18 protein-coding genes are annotated in these 18,224 nt (G+C 62.6%); 8 read left to right on the top strand and 10 right to left on the bottom strand.

From position 1 onward, the window contains the following. Window positions 1-210 precede the first annotated feature (210 nt). Both E3O45_RS12805 and E3O45_RS12800 read left to right on the top strand, forming a co-directional pair. Complete coding sequence (locus E3O45_RS12805; RefSeq protein ID WP_134443741.1) at window positions 211-1,059, top strand: biotin--[acetyl-CoA-carboxylase] ligase; 849 nt, start codon at window positions 211-213, stop codon at window positions 1,057-1,059. 8 nt (window positions 1,060-1,067) lie between these two features. After that, on the top strand, window positions 1,068-1,643 hold the full coding sequence (locus tag E3O45_RS12800; protein WP_134443740.1) for a PH domain-containing protein: 576 nt from the start codon (window positions 1,068-1,070) through the stop codon (window positions 1,641-1,643). On the opposite strand, the gene E3O45_RS12795 is transcribed toward E3O45_RS12800, so the two are convergent. Continuing rightward, the gene (locus E3O45_RS12795) at window positions 1,620-2,144 is read right to left on the bottom strand and encodes a GtrA family protein (RefSeq protein WP_134443739.1); all 525 of its coding nucleotides are present in this window, start codon (window positions 2,142-2,144) and stop codon (window positions 1,620-1,622) included. The two genes, E3O45_RS12800 and E3O45_RS12795, sit on opposite strands and share 24 nt — an antisense overlap. Window positions 2,145-2,275: 131 nt before the next feature. On the opposite strand from E3O45_RS12795, the gene E3O45_RS12790 reads away from it, so the two are divergent. The 3 genes from E3O45_RS12790 to E3O45_RS12780 all read left to right on the top strand — a co-directional run bounded on the left by E3O45_RS12790 (window position 2,276) and on the right by E3O45_RS12780 (window position 5,348). After that, on the top strand, window positions 2,276-3,412 hold the full coding sequence (locus E3O45_RS12790; RefSeq protein ID WP_134443738.1) for a 5-(carboxyamino)imidazole ribonucleotide synthase: 1,137 nt from the start codon (window positions 2,276-2,278) through the stop codon (window positions 3,410-3,412). Window positions 3,413-3,525: 113 nt separating this feature from the next. Beyond that, the gene (gene purE, locus E3O45_RS12785) at window positions 3,526-3,993 is read left to right on the top strand and encodes a 5-(carboxyamino)imidazole ribonucleotide mutase (RefSeq protein ID WP_092452378.1); all 468 of its coding nucleotides are present in this window, start codon (window positions 3,526-3,528) and stop codon (window positions 3,991-3,993) included. After that, window positions 3,990-5,348, top strand: coding sequence for an LCP family protein (locus E3O45_RS12780; protein ID WP_241985348.1), 1,359 nt, complete (start codon window positions 3,990-3,992; stop codon window positions 5,346-5,348). Before purE ends, E3O45_RS12780 begins: the two co-directional genes overlap by 4 nt. A 179-nt stretch (window positions 5,349-5,527) precedes the next feature. On the opposite strand, the gene E3O45_RS18100 is transcribed toward E3O45_RS12780, so the two are convergent. From E3O45_RS18100 to E3O45_RS12755, 5 genes are all read right to left on the bottom strand, one after another. Further along, the gene (locus E3O45_RS18100; protein ID WP_241985347.1) at window positions 5,528-6,199 is read right to left on the bottom strand and encodes a glycosyltransferase; all 672 of its coding nucleotides are present in this window, start codon (window positions 6,197-6,199) and stop codon (window positions 5,528-5,530) included. 429 nt (window positions 6,200-6,628) lie between these two features. Next, window positions 6,629-7,483: a dTDP-4-dehydrorhamnose reductase gene (gene rfbD / locus E3O45_RS12770; protein ID WP_134443737.1), complete on the bottom strand. Its 855-nt coding sequence runs from the start codon at window positions 7,481-7,483 to the stop codon at window positions 6,629-6,631. Window positions 7,484-7,528: 45 nt separating this feature from the next. Further along, window positions 7,529-8,665 carry a glycosyltransferase family 1 protein gene (locus tag E3O45_RS12765; RefSeq protein ID WP_134443736.1) on the bottom strand — a complete coding sequence of 379 codons (1,137 nt, stop codon included), beginning with the start codon at window positions 8,663-8,665 and terminating at the stop codon, window positions 7,529-7,531. Between the two features lie 65 nt (window positions 8,666-8,730). Further along, on the bottom strand, window positions 8,731-9,717 hold the full coding sequence (gene rfbB / locus E3O45_RS12760; protein WP_134443735.1) for a dTDP-glucose 4,6-dehydratase: 987 nt from the start codon (window positions 9,715-9,717) through the stop codon (window positions 8,731-8,733). 77 nt (window positions 9,718-9,794) lie between these two features. Beyond that, window positions 9,795-10,637 (bottom strand): glycosyltransferase family 2 protein, encoded by an 843-nt coding sequence (locus E3O45_RS12755; protein WP_134443734.1) that lies wholly within the window; start codon window positions 10,635-10,637, stop codon window positions 9,795-9,797. 134 nt (window positions 10,638-10,771) lie between these two features. Here E3O45_RS12755 and E3O45_RS12750 point away from each other — a divergent pair, with 134 nt between their 5' ends. Together E3O45_RS12750 and rfbA are read left to right on the top strand one after the other, a co-directional pair. Then, window positions 10,772-11,392, top strand: a complete 621-nt coding sequence (locus E3O45_RS12750) for a dTDP-4-dehydrorhamnose 3,5-epimerase family protein (protein WP_134443733.1) — start codon at window positions 10,772-10,774, stop codon at window positions 11,390-11,392. Window position 11,393: 1 nt separating this feature from the next. Beyond that, window positions 11,394-12,266 (top strand): glucose-1-phosphate thymidylyltransferase RfbA, encoded by an 873-nt coding sequence (gene rfbA / locus E3O45_RS12745; RefSeq protein WP_134443732.1) that lies wholly within the window; start codon window positions 11,394-11,396, stop codon window positions 12,264-12,266. 20 nt (window positions 12,267-12,286) lie between these two features. Here the strand turns inward: rfbA and E3O45_RS12740 are convergent, their stop codons facing one another. Both E3O45_RS12740 and E3O45_RS12735 read right to left on the bottom strand, forming a co-directional pair. Then, the gene (locus E3O45_RS12740; protein ID WP_134443731.1) at window positions 12,287-13,267 is read right to left on the bottom strand and encodes an NAD-dependent epimerase/dehydratase family protein; all 981 of its coding nucleotides are present in this window, start codon (window positions 13,265-13,267) and stop codon (window positions 12,287-12,289) included. Further along, on the bottom strand, window positions 13,264-14,262 hold the full coding sequence (locus tag E3O45_RS12735) for a glycosyltransferase (protein ID WP_241978946.1): 999 nt from the start codon (window positions 14,260-14,262) through the stop codon (window positions 13,264-13,266). Before E3O45_RS12735 ends, E3O45_RS12740 begins: the two co-directional genes overlap by 4 nt. A 224-nt stretch (window positions 14,263-14,486) precedes the next feature. Between E3O45_RS12735 and E3O45_RS12730 the strand changes: the two genes are divergently transcribed. After that, a complete protein-coding gene (locus E3O45_RS12730; RefSeq protein WP_134443730.1) occupies window positions 14,487-14,984 on the top strand; it encodes a GtrA family protein in 498 nt (165 codons plus the stop codon). A gap of 21 nt (window positions 14,985-15,005) precedes the next feature. Here the strand turns inward: E3O45_RS12730 and E3O45_RS12725 are convergent, their stop codons facing one another. Both E3O45_RS12725 and E3O45_RS12720 read right to left on the bottom strand, forming a co-directional pair. Beyond that, window positions 15,006-17,237, bottom strand: coding sequence for a hypothetical protein (locus E3O45_RS12725; RefSeq protein ID WP_134443729.1), 2,232 nt, complete (start codon window positions 17,235-17,237; stop codon window positions 15,006-15,008). Further along, window positions 17,234-18,049: a glycosyltransferase family 2 protein gene (locus E3O45_RS12720; protein WP_241978947.1), complete on the bottom strand. Its 816-nt coding sequence runs from the start codon at window positions 18,047-18,049 to the stop codon at window positions 17,234-17,236. The genes E3O45_RS12725 and E3O45_RS12720 overlap by 4 nt, the downstream gene beginning before the upstream one ends. Window positions 18,050-18,224 lie beyond the last annotated feature (175 nt).

The raw sequence follows: 18,224 nt of genomic DNA, 5'->3' as shown, positions 1-18,224 counted from the left end.
GGCACCCCCCGACCGCTCCTCGTTGACGATGTTCTACAACTTTGCCCCGCAACACTGGTTCTTTCCCCCTCCGCTGGGTCCCTCGGACTGCAGAAACCGGACTTCCCCGTGCATAACTCCTGCAATTTCTTCAGAAACTGCCCAAAATAGGTGTTTTGAGGCCAGATTCGAGAGAATTGCAGGAGTTATGCACACGAGAGGGTAGGTACGATGGATTTTTCGCTCAGCCGCAACGAGGTGAGCCGGTTCGAATACCGTGCCGAGGCCTCCTCCACCAACGATGTGCTCAAAGATCTCGCCAGTGCTATTGGTTTATCTGAGGCGGATGCCGCAGCCTGGCCCGACCTCTCGGTGGTCGTCACCGACAACCAGACTCAGGGGCGTGGCCGGCTCGGTCGTGTCTGGCTGGCCCCGACCGGCAAAGCCCTGGCCATCTCCCTACTCATTCGCCCGGAGTTACCGCCGCACAGCCTCGGCTGGTTCCCTCTACTGGCCGGCGCCGCCATGACCCGGGCCGTGCGCACCATCGTTGAGGCCAGCACGCCGCCGGTGCACGACGTAAATCTTAAAGAGGCCGAGGATCCCCGCCACGACACGACCCTGAAGTGGCCCAACGACGTGCTCATCGACGGCTACAAGGTGTGCGGCATCCTGTGCGAACTCCTGCCCGACGGCAAGGGCATCGTCATTGGCGCCGGCCTCAACCTCTCGCTCGATGAGCACAACCTGCCCACCCTCACCTCGACCTCGCTCCTGCTAGTCACCCGCACCGCGCCCGACCCGGACGCAGTCCTCGCCGCCTACCTGCACGAGCTCGTCACCCTGTATCGGGCCTTCGTCGAGGCCGACGGTGACGCACAGAAGAGCGGTCTCCACGAGGAAGTGTCGAGACTCTGCGGCACCCTCGGCAGCGTCGTGCGGGTGGAACTGCCCGGCGGAGTCGACCTGGTCGGCACCGCCACCGGCATCGACGCCGAGGGACGGCTTAGAATCGTCAACCAGGCCGATGGCGAAGAACGGTCTGTCGCCGCCGGCGATGTCACCCACCTGAGGTATTAATAGAAGTAATGAAACCGAAGAAGACAGAGACCAACGAGACCGAACCCTCCGGCTACGCCCGGGAGAGTCGGCCGGAGGAGGTCGTCGCCCGCTTGCGCCCGCACGCCCGGGTGCTGCTCTGGCCCACCCTGCTGCTCTTCGCCCTGGCCGGCGCCACCGGTTACTTCGCCGGCAACCTGCCCGAACCCTGGCAGAACGCGGCCCTGTTGCCGGGCGCCATCGTGCTGGCCGTGCTGGGCTGGCTGCTGCCGCTCGCCGCCTGGCTGACCAAGCGCTACACGATCACCACCCGGCGCATCATCTTTCGCCACGGATTCTTCGTGCGCACCCGGCAAGAACTGCTGCACAGCCGCGGCTACGACGTGAGCGTGCGGCAGAACTGGCTGCAGGCCGGGTTCCACTCGGGCACGGTGCTGATCAATTCGGGGCTGGAGCATCCGCTCATCTTGAAAGACATCCCCAACGTAGACCTGGTGCAGAGCGTGCTGCACGACCTGATGGAGCAGTCGGTGACCGTCATGGGTTCCCGCCGGCAGGAGCAGTCGGCGCACGCCGACGAGTCAGCGTTCTGGGGCCGCCGCTAGCGCAATCGCGCCACTGCGAGTGTCCGCATGGGCGACGGATGCCGACGCGCCGCTGCGACTCGGCGCAAACACCCAGTAGCGGTACAGCGTGAAGCGAAACACCGAGCCCAGAAAAAGACCCACCACGTTGCCGGCGATATTGTCGGCGAGAACGCTGGTGTAGCCGAGCACATAGTGGCTGAACCACAGGCATCCGATGCCGATGCCCATACCGACCAGGCTCACCGCAAGAAACTCCAGGCCCTCGCGTGCCGTATGGTTTTGGCGATTCTTCCTGAAGGTCCAGTGCCGGTTACCGAGCCAGTTCACCAGAATAGCCAGCACGGTCGAGATGATCTTGGCGTAGATGGGGCCGGCGTGCACGTCGGCCGAGTCGAGCACTGTGGTGCGCAGCAGGTTGAAGACGGTGAAGTCCACCACGAAGCCGAGGGCGCCGACGGTGCCGAACTTCAGGCCCTGGCTCAGAAAATTGAGCAGGCGCTGCTTCAGTGTGATCGACATGCGTCCGTCCGCCGTTCGGTAAAGTGGCACTAGGAATGCAGTGAAGTCTCGCAGTCTACGGCGTGCGGAATTCTCCGGGCTGAGTATCAACGTGCGTTTAGCTGAACGCTCGCACAGAAAATGGTGAACAGATGGCTTTGACCGTCGGTGTGATTGGCGCGGGCCAGCTGGCCCGCATGATGATTCCCGCGGCCGTGAACCTCGGCATCGACCTCAAGGTACTCGCCGAAGCCGACGGTATGTCCGCCGACCTGGCCGCCGTCAGCGTCGGCGACTACCGCGACTGGCCCACGGTGCTGGCCTTCGCGAAGACCGTCGACGTGATCACCTTTGACCACGAGCATGTGCCGCAGGAGATTCTGCGCGAGCTTGTCAGCGCCGGCGTCAAAGTGCATCCCGGCCCCGACGCGCTGCTGTACGCGCAAGACAAACTGCTCATGCGCGAGAAGCTGGCCGAGCTGGGCTTGCCCGTACCCGATTGGGCGCGCATAACGGATACCGCCGGCCTCGCCGAATTTCTGCAGGCGCACGGCGGCCGCGCCGTTGTGAAGACCGCCCGCGGCGGCTACGACGGCAAGGGTGTGCGCGTCGTCAGCCACGAACACGACGTTGACGACTGGTTTCTGGCGCTTGCCGAGGACGGCAACGGCGGCGCCCTACTGGTCGAAGAGCTCGTGCACTTCAGCCGGGAACTCGCCCAGGTCGTCGCGCGCCGCCCGAGCGGGGAGATCGCGGTCTGGCCGGTGGTGGAGACCGTGCAGAAAGACGGTGTCTGCGCCGAGGTGATCGCGCCGGCCCCGCAGTCTGCAGGCCGCCTCGCCGACGTCGCCACCGACATCGCGGTGGCCGTGGCCAAGGGAATCGGTGTCACCGGGGTGCTCGCCGTCGAACTGTTTCAGACCACGGATGAGCGCCTCCTCATTAACGAGCTCGCCATGCGTCCGCACAACAGCGGCCACTGGTCGATTGACGGCAGCACGACGAGCCAGTTCGAGCAGCACCTGCGGGCCGTGCTTGACCTGCCGCTCGGGGCGACGGGCGCCCGTGACCCGTGGACGGTCATGGTCAACATCTTCGGGGGGCCCTCGGAAGGCTCGCTCGGCGACCGGTATCAGAGCGCCCTCGCGGAGCATCCGCTGGTGAAAGTGCACAACTACGGGAAGGCGTCACGGCCCGGCCGAAAGGTCGGCCACGTCACCGCGGGCGGCGACGATCTCGACGAAGTTGCCTACCAGGCGCGTGCCACTGCACAAATCTTTCAGTCTTGAGCAATAGGATCATCTGCGTGCCAGACAACATCGAGCCTTCCGCTGTGCCCATAAACGCTGTGCCCATTAACAGTGTGCCCGTGAACTCCAGCGCGCCGCTCGTCGGCCTGGTCATGGGCAGCGACTCCGACTTCACCGTCATGAGTGCCGCCGCGCAGACCCTCAAAGACTTCGGGGTGGCGCACGAGGTGCAGGTCGTCTCTGCGCACCGCACCCCCGAGAAGATGCTCGACTATGGCCGCAACGCGCAGGCCCGTGGCCTCAAGGTGATCATCGCCGGAGCCGGAGGAGCAGCGCACCTGCCCGGTATGCTCGCCGCCATGACCACGCTGCCCGTGGTCGGGGTTCCTGTTCCGCTCGGACTGCTCGACGGCCTCGACTCGCTGCTGTCGATCGTGCAGATGCCGGCCGGCGTGCCGGTCGCGACCGTGTCGATCGGCGGGGCCAAGAACGCCGCGCTCATCGCGATCAAGATTCTCGCCACGAGCGATGACGCGCTACGCGTGAAGCTCGAAGACTATTCCGTCGCACTCGCCGACCTGGTCGAGCAGAAGAACCGGGACCTCCAAGAGCGATTATGAGCAGTGTGACTGACCCGATCCGGCACCCGAATTCCGGCTCCACGCGCATCATGACGACGCGTGCGTGGTGGTTGGTCGTACTCAATTTCGTGCTCCCCGGTTCGGCGCAGGTACTCGCCGGCAATCGACGACTCGGCCGGTTCGGCCTCGGCGCCACGCTCATCCTGGTGGCCTCGGCAATCGTCGCCGGGGCTGTCTACCTGTTCTGGCCCGCGGCCGTGCTCACGGTGTTCACGAGCACGATCGGCCTTTGGGTCGCCGCCGCAGTGCTCGCGTTCTACGCGCTCACCTGGCTCGTGCTCACCGTCAACACCCTCAGCCTGATCAACCTGCTGAAAGCCGCGCCCGGCGCCCGCCCGCTGATCGCCGCCTTCTCCGCGGCCCTCATGGTCGTCGTTTGCGGCACGGCTGGCTATGGCGCCTTCGTCGCAACCTCGGCGAGCGGATTCCTCTCCTCCGTCTTCGTCGCCGGTCCGAGTGAACCGCCGGTCAATGGCCGCTACAACATCCTGCTGCTCGGCGGGGACGCCGGCGCTGACCGGGACGGCCTGCGCCCCGACAGCCTTTCCGCGGTCAGCATCGACGCCACGACCGGCCAGGCCACGACCATCAGCCTGCCGCGCAACCTCGAGGACGTGCCGTTCTCGGCCGGTTCCTCGCTCGGCGCGCTGTACCCCGAGGGATACGGATCGATCGACGGATGCGACGTGTCGGCGTGCATGCTTAACTCCATTTTCACCGAAGCCGAGCTCAAACGCCCCGAGTACTACCCGAATGCCGTGGCCGAGGGCAGTTCCCCGGGAATTCAGGCCACCCTCGAGGCCGCGCAGGGCATCACCGGGCTCACCATTCAGTACTACGTGCTGATCGACATGCAGGGGTTCTCTGACCTCATCGACGCACTCGGTGGCGTCGACATCACAGTTTCTGAGCGCCTTCCCATCGGTGGCGACGAGCAGCTCAATGAGGTCGAAGGCTGGATCGAGGTCGGCCCGCAACACATGGATGGCACCACGGCCACCTGGTATGCACGGTCACGACACACGACCAGCGACTACGACCGCATGGGCCGCCAAACCCAGTTGCAGGAAGCTCTGCTGGCGCAGTTCAACCCGGCAAACGTGCTCACCAAATTTCAGGGTATCGCCGCTGCTGGTTCTAAGGTGATCAAGACGGATGTTCCCCAGGGCATGTTGGGCTACTTCGTCACCCTGGCCGCCAAGACCAAGGAACTACCGGTGATCTCGGTGCCGCTGATTCCCGAGAACGGCGTCGACCCCGAAGACCCCGACTACGCCGTCATCCAGGCCATGGTCGCCGCAGTCCTGGCTCCCGCGCCCACCCCGGCTCCATGACCCCGACGAGTCGCCACGCCTGATCTTCCGGCGTCGCGCACGCCAGATCCGGCATGTGCGCCCAGACGCTCTGCGTGGCAGGCCGTGAGCGCTGGCAGCCGCTGGCAGCCCTGCTGCAGTGTGCGACCGCGCGACCGTGCCGCGTCTCTCGTGATTGCCGAAGCGGATGGCTACGTGTGTTACAAGTCGGCGTGCAGCTGCCACACCCGTTCGGCGGAGTCGCGCCAGCTGAAGGCGCGTGAGCGGTCTCCACCGTGCACCGTCACGCGGCCCCGCAGCACGCTGTCGCCGAGCACCCGGTTGATCGTTTCGGTGAGACGCGCAGGGTGCTCTTTGGTGTTTGATCGCTCGACCGCGACGCCGGCATCACCGGCGGCTTCGAGCAGTGCTGGGGCGTCGGAGTGAACGACCGGAGTGCCGAGGTGGAATGCCTCGATGATCGGCAGTGCGAAGCCTTCTTCCAGTCTGGGATAGACGAAAATGCACGCCCGGGCAATCACCACGGCCAGGTCGGAATCGCTCAGGCCCGACAGCGCGCGCACGCGCCCCGGTGCGAGCCCGGCCTCATCGGCAACCGAAGCTAGGTCGAGCTCGCCCCAGGTGTCCGGACCGAGCGCGATCAGCGGCAGGTCGGGCGCGTTCGGCAGCCCGAACGCCGCGATCAGCAACGTCACGGCCTTGCGTGGGTCAAGCGACCCGGAGGTCAGAATGTACTGCGACGGGCGGCCCAGCTCCTGCACGCGCTCTTCCACGATGGGAATGGCCGGCAACACGAGCCCGAGCCCCGCTGCCCCGCCGATCACGCGCACCCGGTCGCCCAGGTCTATAGTCTCGGTTAGTTGCCTCGCCACAGCATGGCTCGGCACCACCGATGGCATCGGCGTGCTTGCGGGCGCGCTTCAGCATGCCTTTTGTCCAGGCCACGGTCGTTGGCGTCAGCGACGATGGATGCGTCCACGCCAGCACATCGTGCCGGGTCACTGCAATCTGGGTGCCGTCGTGGGCACGGTTGTGGCGGTCCAGGGGAGCGAGAAGTCCCGGCGCGTGGATCAGGCCTGTGCCGGCCGATGCAGTTACGCCCAGTGCCCAAGCTGTTGCCAACTCGCGGCGGGACAGCGTCGTCTTGTGCAGGTTGGCCAGGCCCGGCAGGGCGGCCTCAATGAGTTCCTACTGTGCGGCGGGCGCGGTGGCAGTCAGTGCGCGCGTGAGTTCCTCGGTGTAACGTCCGACGCCGCCCGGAACCGGGGCGACCATCTGGTCGACGACTACCCGCAGAGTGATCATGCTGTCTCGAAAACCCCCGCGGCGAAAGCTTCGGCCTGGGCCGACTGCCAGCTGCGCATCGGCTCAAGCCCGGCGGCCGCCCAGTTGGCGTGGCCGAGCACGGAGTACGCGGGCCTGGGCGCCGGCAGAACAAACGCCGAGCTGTCGGTCGGCAGCACGCGTTCCGGGTCAAGTCCGGCCAGGGCGAACACGTCGCGGGCCTGGTCGAACTTCGAAGCGACCCCGGAGTTCGTGCCGTGGTAGATACCGGCGGGCGCGTCGGAGTCGAGCAGCAACACGATCTGGGCGGCGAGGTCCAACGTCCAGGTGGGCTGGCCGACCTGGTCGTTGACGACGTTCAGCGTGTCGCGCGTGCCAGCGGCCTTGAGCATGGTCTTGGCGAAGTTCGGACCGTTCTTGCCGTACAACCAGGCCGTGCGCACGATGTAGCTGCGGGCGCCGTTCTCGGCGAGCACGAAGTCTTCACCGGCCGCCTTCGTGCGGCCGTAGGCCGAGATCGGGCTGTGCGCGGTGTCCTCGGCGTAGGGCCTGGTCGCGCTGCCGTCAAAGACGTAGTCCGTCGAGATCTGCACCAGTTTCGCCCCCACAGCGGATGCCGCTCCTGCCAGATTGCGCGGCCCCACCGCGTTGATCTGGTAGGCATCGTCTTGGTTTGTCTCGGCGTCGTCGACCTTGGTGTACGCAGCGCAGTTGATGATGACGTCATGCTCCGTAGCGGCGGCCATCACCGCGTGAAGGTCGGTCACATCGAGCTCACGTCGGCCGAGGGCCGTCAGGTCGCGTCCGGCCAGCGCCGTCTGCAGGTCGCGCCCCAACATGCCGGTGGCTCCGGTGATCAAATACCGTGTCATATCAGCGCCGCTCGAGTCGTGACGGAGTGCAGTTGCCTGCAGGGGTTACAAGTCCGCATGCAATTGCCAGACCCGCTCTGCTGAGTCGCGCCAGCTGTACGCCTTCGCACGGTCCAGGCCACGCAGGCGCAGGGCGGCCCGCAGCTCGCGATCGTTGACCGCGCGCGCCACGGCCGCCGCCAGGCGTTCCGGATACCCAGCGGCATCGTTCAGTGCCACAATCTGCCCGGCCTCTCCCGCAACTTCGACGAGTGCGGGAGCGTCGCTGTGCACCACGGGGGTGCCGAAACTCATCGCCTCAAGCAGGGGAAGCCCGAATCCCTCGGCCTGGCTCGGGTACACGAATACGCTTGCGCGCGAAAGAATGAGCGCGAGGTCGCTGTCACTCACGAAACCCAGGGCGCGCACCCGTCCTTCGGCCAGCCCGGCCTCGTCGGCTACAGCGGCCACGTCCAGTTCTCCCCAGCCCTGCGGCCCGACGATGAGCAAGGGCAGGTCGGGGGCACCGGGCAGTCCGAGCCCGGTGATGAGGGCGGTCAGTCCCTTGCGCGGTTCGAGCGTGCCGACCGTCAGAATGAACTCGCTGGGCAGCTGGAGTTCAGCAGCTCGCTCATCTGCGTTCAGCGGAAGACGTAATTCGCTGCTGACGGCACCGCCGATCACGCGTATGCGGTCCCCGAAATCGATAATCTCCGACAGTGCGCGGGCGACGGCGTGGGTGGGAACGATGATCGCGTCGGCGTGCTTTCTGGCTCGTTTCGCCATCGCTTTGTGCCAGGTGACACCGTGCGGAGTCAGGGTTTCCGGGTGCGTCCACGGCACAACGTCATGAATGGTGACGGCGACCTGATTCTGGTCTGTGGCGCGATCGTGCCGTCGTAGGGGCGCCAGCAGGCTTGGCGCGTGTACCATGCCCCCTCCGGGCAGGGAGGTCAGCCCCAATTGCCAGGCCGCGGCGAGTTCCCGGCGCGGCAGCGTCGTCTTGAACAAGCTCGCCAGGCCGGGCAATCGTTCCAAAACCGAGGCATACTTCTCGGGAGTCGACGCACACACCACACCTTCGACGCTGCAGTCGTCGGGGGCAGTCGCGATCAGCTGGCGCGTGATTTCTTCTGTATAGCGCCCGATGCCGCCTGGTACAGGTGAGAGCATCTGTTCCACGATCACGCGCAGTGTCGTCATTTACGTCTCATCTCCGATGAAAGTTCGAGCGTGCACGGCGCAGGGGCCGGGTGACACGGGTCATGTCAGCTGAGCGCCGCACGAGCCTTGAGCGGTTCCCACCACTCGCGGTTGTCGCGGTACCACTGGACCACCTCGGCGAGGCCCTGGTCGAACGGAACCTCGGGGGCATAACCCAATTCGGCCTGTATCTTGCTGATGTCCACCGAATAACGTAGGTCGTGGCCGAGCCGGTCGGTGACGCGGTCAACGTAAGACCAATCCTTGCCGGTCGAGTCGAGGAGCAGCTGGGTGAGCTCCCTATTGGTCAGCTCGGTTCCTCCGCCGATGTTGTAGATTTCGCCGGCGCGGCCGCCCACGAGCACCATCGCAATGGCGCGGGTGTGGTCGTCAACGTGCAGCCAATCGCGAATGTTGTTGCCTTCGCCGTAAAGCGGAACGTGCAGGTCGTCAATGAGGTTACTCACGAAGAGGGGAATGACCTTTTCGGGGAAGTGGTAAGGACCGTAATTGTTCGAGCAACGTGTGATCGACACGTTGAGGCCGTGCGTGCGGTGGTAGCTGCGGGCGAGCAGATCGCTGCCGGCCTTCGACGCGGAGTAGGGGGAGTTGGGCTCTAGCGCCCGCTCCTCGTTCCAGGAGCCTTCGGCGATAGACCCGTAGACCTCGTCAGTGGAGACGTGCACAAACCGTGCGAGCTTGTGGCGCAGCGCCGCGTCGAGCAGTTGTTGGGTTCCGAGTACGTTGGTTTCCACGAAGATCGTCGAGTCCATCACGGAGCGGTCAACGTGCGACTCGGCGGCGAAGTGCACCACCGCGTCGAGCCCGGGAAACAAGGTGTCGAGCAGTGTACCGTCGCGAACGTCACCGTGCACAAAGCTGTAGCGCGGAGAATCGGCGATCGGGGCGAGGTTTGCGAGGTTGCCCGAGTAGGTCAATGCGTCGAGCACGACAACTTCGGCACCTTCTAGGCCCGGGTATTTGTCTTCAATCGTGCGTCGCACAAAATTGGAGCCGATAAAACCGGCGCCGCCGGTGACGAGGATCTTCATCTAAAAGGTACCGTTCCATTGACTGAGGGGACCCGGTGATTCTACCGGATCTTTCGTAGCGGCTTCGGCGGCACTGGTCAATGCGTCTTGTTGCGTTGTTGGAATCGCGAACGTACCCAGAGACCGGCCGTGATGGCTTTCCGCAGAGGCCACAGAAGTACACCGCTGTACTTGCGTGAGAGGAATTGATTGGCGCTCTCGTGATGTGCAGCGAGCATGCGGGTCGACTCGGTTTGGGTCGAATGGGCGCCGGTGTGGGTGACGGCCGCGACGGGCTCGTAAATGCAGCGGTACCCCGCCTTTTGGAGCCGGTACCCCAGGTCGACATCTTCAAAATACATGAAGTAAGTGTCGTCGAAACCGTTCAGTTCCTCGAAGACTGAGCCACGGATCAAGAGACAGGCGCCCGACAACCAGCCACTCTCGCGACGGTGGGGTTCACCCTTGGTTCCTTGGAGGTACCGGCGCGTCCAGGGGTTTGAGGTCCAGATATTTGCGAAGAGAGCATGCCCCAAACCCGTTCGAATTGAAGGCAGGGCACGCGCCGACGGGTAGGTGGTTCCGTCAGCGTTCAGAATGCGGGGTCCGACGGCGCCGATGGACGGATCGGAATCGCCGACAGCGCGAAGGATATCGATGGAATCGGGCGCCAGCACAAGGTCGGGATTGCAGACCAGAACCCAGGCCGGTGTTTCGCCGAGGCTTGCAAAACCGGCATTGATGCCGTGACCGTAGCCATGATTTTGATCGCGAAGATACTCCGCTCCGTATTCGGCGGCGATGGCATGTGCTTCACTGCCGAGCGGTTTGTTGTCGACCACGACGATGCGGAGTGGCTGTGCGCTCGCGGCGGCGACGCTGGCCAGGAACGGCCGGAGGACATCGTCTGATCCGTGACTTACCGTAACCACAGCGATCATGACGTCGAGACTTCCTCGACGTTCGAGATAGCGCGATCGCGAGTATGTCCGAGTCTCATGCGTGCAGGTACCGTTCCGATCGAGAAGAAGTCGTGTCAATTCTACCGGGACAGTCACTGTGTAGACTTCTGGGGGTGCAGATCCGTGAACTCAAGATCCCAGATGCCTACGAATTGACCCCGAAACAACACGCGGATGACCGAGGGCTGTTTCTCGAGTGGTATCGGTTCGACCGTCTTGAGGAGACCATTGGTCACGCACTCGACCTTCGCCAGGCGAACCTGTCGGTTTCGCGCAAGGGCGTAGTACGCGGCATCCACTTTGCGAGCATCCCTCGCGGCCAGGCTAAATACGTGACCGCCGTTTCTGGTGCTGTGCTCGACTATGTCATTGACATTCGAGTGGGTTCGCCCACCTTCGGCCAGTGGGATTCCGTGCTCCTCGATGACGTCGAGCATCGCAGTGTGTATCTGGCCGAAGGGCTGGGGCATGCGTTTGTAGCACTGACCGACAATGCGACCGTCACCTACCTGGTCTCCGACACCTTCAACCCCACACGCGAGCACGGTATCAACCCACTCGATTCGGACGTCGCCCTGGTCTTCCCGCTGGAAGCGGGGGTGCCATTGCTTTCAGAGAAAGACACTGAGGGGCCCTCGCTGATGGAGGCGCAGTCGCTTGGGCTCCTCCCGACCTGGGCGGAATCGCGGGCCTTTTACGAATCGCTCAACGGATCATCGATAGGAAAGGCGTGACATGCGCGGGATAATTCTGGCTGGGGGGTCGGGAACCCGGCTGTGGCCGATAACTAAAGGCATCTCCAAGCAGCTCATGCCGATATATGACAAGCCGATGGTCTACTACCCCCTGGCAACGCTCATGATGGCGGGCATCCGGGAAGTTCTCATTATTACGACGCCGGAATATGCCAGCCAGTTCCGCGCTCTGTTCGGGGATGGGTCCGAATTGGGTCTTGCCATTCAGTATGCGGTGCAGGCGTCCCCGGACGGGCTCGCGCAGGCGTTCACCATCGGCGAAGAATTCATCGGAGACGACAGCGTCGCCCTGGTTCTCGGCGACAACATCTTCCACGGTGCCGGCCTTGGAACGGCCTTGCGGGGCAATGCGGGGATTGACGGGGCGCTCATCTTCGCGTATCACGTTGCCGAGCCGGCTGCCTACGGAGTCGTAGAGTTCGACGGAGAATTCCGGGCCGTGTCCATTGAAGAGAAGCCCGCCGTTCCCAAGAGCAATTACGCCGTTCCGGGTCTCTATTTCTACGACAATTCTGTCGTTCAGATCGCCAAGTCGATCAAGCCGAGTGCCCGCGGTGAACTTGAAATTTCAACGATCAATCAGGAGTACCTCGACCGCGGAAAACTCCGCGTTCAGGTTCTCGACAGAGGCACAGCCTGGCTCGACACCGGAACGTTTGAATCCATGATGCAGGCAAGTGAGTACGTACGCGTCATCGAAGACCGCCAGGGTTTCAAGATCGGATGCATTGAGGAAATCGCGTGGCGCGCGGGCTGGATCGACGATGCCCAGCTGGAACTCCTGGCAGCTCCACTCAACAAGAGTGGCTACGGCAAGTACTTGACGGCCCTCCTCGCTAGTATTAAGGGCTGAGTCGGGGACGTCGTCTGACGCTACGGAGCGTTGGAAGTGCCGCGCTGAATGCCGGCGAGAATGTCCATCATTGTTGCCGTGATTCCCGAGGGAAGACTTTCCTGCTCTCGATCGTCGAGGTCTGTCCACACGACAGAATCGAGACGCAGGTCGAGGGCCTGAAGTGCGGCGGCCGCCGATGATCCGAGCATCACCCGCGGATGACCCTTCGAGAGCACGCGGAAATATCCGAGCAGCGAACTGATCGTGACCGCGCGACCTGAAATCAGGTTCTTCGTTGCTTGAATCGTGCCGCGCTTTGCCGTCACCTCCAGCGCACGCAAGGTGGAGTCCGCGATGAGGGCTGCGCAGTCCGTGACAAAGATATAGTCGCGTAGGGTATCCAAAGGAACGTAGATCGAGGTGGGCGGTCCGGTGTACTGCGCGCGAGCGACGTGGGAGATGAGTCCCTGCATCTTGTCGAGTCTCTGGCCGGGCCCGTAGAGGTTTGAAATGCGTCCACTCAGACTCGATACCCCCGACCGGCGCGAGAACTCTTCGAGAATTGCTTCACCGTGCAACTTGAAATGACCGTATGGAGAGATGGGGACGGGCATCGTGAGCTCGGTGAAGGGGGGATTCGCCGATCCGCCATAGACGCCACCGGCCGACGATGCGAAAAAGATGCAGCCCCTTCGGGCGAGGGGATGCCCCTTCACGCTGCGTTCGATCGCACTGAGTACCACTCTAAACTGTCGGAGTTCCTCCGTCATCGCCTCAGCAGGACTCGACGTGACCACGGTGCCGGCCGCCCAGAAAACGGCCCACCCGCCACCGACTGTGCTGGCCTGGTGCAACAGCTCCCGCATGCCGCGTTCTGCGGCCTGTTCGAGGAGGCTGTCGTCATTCCACGGCAGCGATGGCTGCTCTATTCGAAGCCAGTTCGACCCGCTCTCGAGCTGCCTGGTCGTCGCCCGACCGAGCATTCCGCGAGCGCCAATAACCCACGCCGCAGCCGTCACGACACGTGCTGGTGACGCCGACCGAGTGGCCCGTGCGAGGGATCGGTTGTGATGAGGTAGGGCGGTTTGCCCATCGCCATGTTGACATTGACTCCGATGTACTCGGCGATCACGCCGAGCGAGAACAGTACTGCGCCTGAGCTCAACAGAACGATGACGATGGTTGACGCCCAACCTTCCGGCACGACGTTCCCGAACAGCCGGGAGAGCCCGATCACCATTGCAAGCGCGGCGCCGATCAGGCCGATAGCGACTCCAAGAATGCTGACGAACCGAAGCGCACGTGTGCCGCTGGAGAGAATCATGCTCCAGAAATGAGAGAAGAGTCGGCGAGCGGAATATCCGGAACGACGGTCTCCTTCGCCACGGAGTCGCACGGGCGAGGTGACCACCTTTCCGGCGACCCATCCCATGGCAACATCAAGATAGACCCCGGACCCGGAGTAGGCTGCGACGCTGCGACCGATATTTCCGAGGATGAGTCGGTAGCTTTGATAGTCGGGCGCGTTCGAGCCTGTGAACAACTTCGTCAGTAGCCATTTCGCCCCAGACGAGGCCGAGTTGCGGAGATATCCGTGTGGCGCGGGGTTCGTCGGCTTGGCGTACACCACGGATGCCTGCTCACGCATGGCTGTGTCGAGAAGCCCGCCAATCTCGGCCGGGTCATGCTGCCCATCTTCATCGAGGGTCACGATCCATTCGCTTCCCGAGGACGCCATTCCAGCAAGGGTCGCGGCATGCTGGCCATAATTACGGCTCAACCAGATTGGCCGGACAAAGTCGTACTGGTCACTCAACTCACGCATGATGCGCGGAGATTCGTCGGGACCATTGTCGCATACCAGGAGAACCTCGCGCACCAGGTACCCATAACCGTCCGGCGAATTCGTGACATTGGTGAGGAATTGTAACTCGGCGATGAGAGCGGGCAAGGTCTGCTCGCCCTGGTAGACCGGAATGACGACGGAGATTTCGTGCGGTCGTTCTGGGGTCACATTGTCACTTGGATTCGGTTCTGTAGGCACAATGCCAATTTAGCACGCGGGCTTTGGGCAGCAGGGTCTGACGCTGGTGCCGGAACGGATGTTTTACGGCGCGGTCTGCGGGAGGACTGCCGGTAAACTAAGTTATCTCTGTTCCGACTTGCGGGAACGATCAGAGCCGGCGGGATTGCCGGTGTCAGGGTTCACGAGCTGTCCAAAGGAAGGATTCGACGCGTATGTCTAACCCATCGAATCTACGTCCACGACTGCAGACCACGCTGGACAGCTTGAAGAGGCTCACAGGAGTAATCCTTCGCGATCAACGAGTCCGGTTCCTCATCGTCGGCGGCACGAATACCGTGGTCGGGTTTGGCTTGTACACCGGACTGTGGCTGACCATCGGACACGTGATCGGCTATCTGGGGAGTCTGTACGGCTCATATGCGCTCGCCAGTCTTTTGGCGTTTAATCTTTATCGACGCTTCGTCTTTCACGTCCGGGGCAATGTCCTCGTAGACTTTCTTCGATTTCAGGGCGTCTACGTGGTCTCGTTGGTCATCAATACTGTGTCGTTGCCGTTGCTGGTTGAACTGCTGGGTTGGTCGCCCCTCAGCGCTCAAGCGGTGATTGTCGTGGTCACCACTACTGTCAGCTATGTCGGCCACAAGTTCTTCTCATTCCGTCGTCGCCCGTTACCGTTCGACAGAAGTGCTCCGGATACACCCTCTGTCTAGACGCAGGTGGGTCTTGAAGACCTAGCCGCGATTCGACGCAAGTTTCAGAACCACGTCTTGTTCGAGGTGAATCTCACCTAGGACGGTTTTGGAAACCGGGGTCCCGTTTAGATCTGTGACCTGAACGGTGATCGGATGGTCTCCCGGCTTCGCGGCTAGCGCTACGGTAAACGCCGCTGTGGAACCGGTGTAGTCCTCGCTGAGCACGGATCCGTCGGGGAGGGTGATGGCTGTCCTGCCCTGAGTGACGCTGCTCGTGACCACCATCGAAATCGTCACCTCCACTGCGCTGGACCGCACGTTCACAAGGGCCAATCGAGGATTGGCGTCATTGCTCTGGGCGACAGTCAATCCGTTTTCGTCGAGTGCCGCGTTGAAGTCCGGCGGGAAGGTGAGCATGACCGGTTTGGTGATCAAAGCGAGAAGCTCAGCGCGATCCACGGTAGATCGGCTCGCATCTTGCTCTGCGCGGAAACTCGCAATATCGAAGTAGGCGAAGCGTCCGTTGGGGCTGGTGAAAGCGGATGTTCCGCTCGCTTTCACGATGGCGGCTTCGAGCTCGCGACCGCTGTCGGCGAGTCCGGCTCGATCCACTAAAATCCCGTCCGACCCGGCGGCTGAGGCGAGGACTGCCGTCAGGTCGGTCGGGTACATCGCGAGCTGACCCGGCCAGTCGGTGGTCGGCCTGCCCTTGATCCCGGCGTTCGACCATCGCACGGTGCTCGTATGGAGGTAAGGGATCAGCTGATCGGAGGCAAGAAGACCCGTTGCTGCAGAGCTTTCCGGGAATGGAATGTAGGGGAGAACAAGCACCATCGCGCCAGTGGGAAGAGAGGCCTGAATCGTGCTGAAATATTCGGCATCCGCGGTGTAGGCAGCCTCGTTGCTGGCGTACTCGTCACCCGCGTTACCCGGAGTCTGATCGTAGAACCCGACACCCAGCAGAACAACGGCAAGGAGCGCCGCGACCGTGCGTTGGGTGCGCGGTCCGTGGCCTGAGCCCCATCGTCGCCGAGCCAGGTCGAGAAGAAGGCCCACAATCGCCAGGCAGAGAAGAGCTATGAGAATCGACATCCGGTTCCAGCCGCGCAGGCTGCTCGTGGCAAAAGATATGACGGTCGACAGGCCGCCCAGGGTGGAGAACAGGAAGGCGATGAATACAAGAATTGAAAGATTTCCGAGCAACGACCATGAGCCGCCAGTTCTGTGCTCCGACGGAATCTTCGTACGCGCCACGATGAGAATGACAATGAGCACGAATGCCGCGACGAGTCCGACGGCGCCGATGACGCCGAGGGCCGGCTGCTCCCCAACAGCCAAATAGAAGGAGTCGTACTGGGCGCGCAGGGCGGCGAGCGGTTCCAGGCGGTGCCCCGGCCACGGCAGCAGGAGTTGCACGAGCTTGAGCGAATAGAATTCGGTCTCAGCGCGACTGCGCTCCAGTCCGGAAAGGTTCTGCCCGTGTTCCAGCTGATACAGAAAATCCGGCAGCATATTTATGATCATGACCGCCACAGTGAGCAGCCCGGCGCCAGCGGCACCCCAGAACACGCGCCAGTTTCGATCCCGGATGAGCACGGCGATGCCCGACATCGCCAGCAGTACCAGAAAGAATATTGAATAGTAGCTCGACGAGGTGCCCAGCAAGGCCAGAAATACAACTGAACGCATCGTCGGGCTCATGATGATACGCACCATGCGGTGCCGAGATTCTCCCCATCCCCAGAGAGGGCGGCGCTGAAAGAGAAGAACGCTCAGCCCCAATGCCAGAGGCACGGTGTAATACGAAGCGAGCCACAGATGGCTCTCGCCGCGTATGAAATGGTATGGGGCCAGGGAATAGAGCACGGCGAGCACGAGGCTCAACGACCGTGAGATGGTGCATACGCGCAGGAACCAGACCGCGGTCAGAGCGGTGAGAATGAAACCGGCGATGTAATACACGTTCATTGCCGTTCCCCAGTCGGACGTGAAGAGACTGAGAAACTTTGCCGCGATCAGGTGCAGGTTATCCGCGGTCGGAAAGTCGCTGTAATACTGGCCGAAGGGCGCTCCCAGCCGGGGCTGATGTTCATACCAGCCTTCTTCGATCACCGTTTTGAAGTGCGCGCCCACAGGGAGAGCATCTCCTCGGTAGGTGAACGGCACCGACAGGTTCGCACGCCACAACTGCAGGGTTATGATTACCAAAACCGCCGACAGCACCGCTGCCGCCGAGTACAGCAGCACATCGGAACGACGGAGGCGAATCATGTCTCTTCTCGTGACATGCGATTCTTGAGCCAGACATAGCTAACGCGACGCATCAACGCCATTTGCCGTGCCCGCACGTTTCCCAGACGTACGTCGCGTCTAGTCAGGATGTCTGGCCGCGACTTAAGCAGACTCCGATGGAACGCGAGTGCCTGGTCGGACTGTTCCTTGGCGAGTTTGACGCTCCACTGGCTTGTGCTCATGCGAAATGCCGACAGGCTTTCGGGAACGAGGGCAAAATCCCCGTGCTGGAGCACGTTCACATAAGTGGCTTCGTCGATGAGGTACGGTCGTTCCGACTGCCACAGGCCGCTGGCGAAAAGGGTGCTGCGTCGCATGAGTACCGAGGCGGGTTCTCCGAAGATATTCGTTCCGGCACGCACGACCTGGCGGATCGCCGTTGCTCCCGACATGCGTCTGCGCTTGCCCCGGATACCCCAGCGCCGCAGGACCAGGTCGCCGCGAGCATCGATGATGTCCCGCGGTGACGCGACCAGCGCAATTCCTTCCGCGAAGGCCTGAAGCTGAACTTCGATACAGCGCGGATAGAGAATGTCGTCTCCGCAGACCAACTTGATGAACTCGCCCGACGCGCACTCGGTCACCCGATTCCAGTTGCGTATCGCACTGCCGCCGGCAGGAGTCTGCAGCAAGGTCACTCGATCGTCGCTGAGGAAATCTTGCAGACACTCCCACGTGCCATCCGTTGAACCATGGTCGGCGACAATCACCTCGAGATCGGCATGCGTTTGCCCGAGGACGGACTCGACAGCCGCCCGAATGTACTCCACATTGTTAAATGCAGGAATCACGACTGAAACGGTGCAAGTCACGATAAGCCTGTCTGTGGAAATGGACGATGTAAGCGCGTGCCGAGTCCCATATTAGCGGATGCGCTCACCTCGGCCCGTGGAACGCAGCGTCGGCGCCGGTTAGGCTAGATCGGCGGTACCGGTGAGATGTCGATGTCACCTGTCGAACGTCAAC

Source organism: Cryobacterium sp. TMS1-20-1, from assembly GCF_004402355.1.
In the GTDB taxonomy this organism is placed as follows: Bacteria; Actinomycetota; Actinomycetes; order Actinomycetales; family Microbacteriaceae; genus Cryobacterium; species Cryobacterium levicorallinum.
Note: the sequence above shows the minus strand (reverse complement) of the source record. Positions and strands in the feature narration are given on the sequence as shown.

Excerpts from the sequence above, each read along its gene's own strand:
- purE (WP_092452378.1), top strand. The coding sequence starts at position 3,526 with ATGGGCAGCGACTCCGACTTCACCGTCATGAGTGCCGCCGCGCAGACC.
- E3O45_RS12765 (WP_134443736.1), bottom strand. The coding sequence starts at position 8,665 with ATGACGACACTGCGCGTGATCGTGGAACAGATGCTCTCACCTGTACCA.
- E3O45_RS12730 (WP_134443730.1), top strand. The coding sequence starts at position 14,487 with ATGTCTAACCCATCGAATCTACGTCCACGACTGCAGACCACGCTGGAC.
- E3O45_RS12805 (WP_134443741.1), top strand. The coding sequence starts at position 211 with ATGGATTTTTCGCTCAGCCGCAACGAGGTGAGCCGGTTCGAATACCGT.
- rfbB (WP_134443735.1), bottom strand. The coding sequence starts at position 9,717 with ATGAAGATCCTCGTCACCGGCGGCGCCGGTTTTATCGGCTCCAATTTT.
- rfbD (WP_134443737.1), bottom strand. The coding sequence starts at position 7,483 with ATGACACGGTATTTGATCACCGGAGCCACCGGCATGTTGGGGCGCGAC.
- E3O45_RS12800 (WP_134443740.1), top strand. The coding sequence starts at position 1,068 with ATGAAACCGAAGAAGACAGAGACCAACGAGACCGAACCCTCCGGCTAC.
- E3O45_RS12790 (WP_134443738.1), top strand. The coding sequence starts at position 2,276 with ATGGCTTTGACCGTCGGTGTGATTGGCGCGGGCCAGCTGGCCCGCATG.
- E3O45_RS12755 (WP_134443734.1), bottom strand. The coding sequence starts at position 10,637 with ATGATCGCTGTGGTTACGGTAAGTCACGGATCAGACGATGTCCTCCGG.
- E3O45_RS12795 (WP_134443739.1), bottom strand. The coding sequence starts at position 2,144 with ATGTCGATCACACTGAAGCAGCGCCTGCTCAATTTTCTGAGCCAGGGC.
- rfbA (WP_134443732.1), top strand. The coding sequence starts at position 11,394 with ATGCGCGGGATAATTCTGGCTGGGGGGTCGGGAACCCGGCTGTGGCCG.
- E3O45_RS12725 (WP_134443729.1), bottom strand. The coding sequence starts at position 17,237 with ATGATTCGCCTCCGTCGTTCCGATGTGCTGCTGTACTCGGCGGCAGCG.
- E3O45_RS12780 (WP_241985348.1), top strand. The coding sequence starts at position 3,990 with ATGAGCAGTGTGACTGACCCGATCCGGCACCCGAATTCCGGCTCCACG.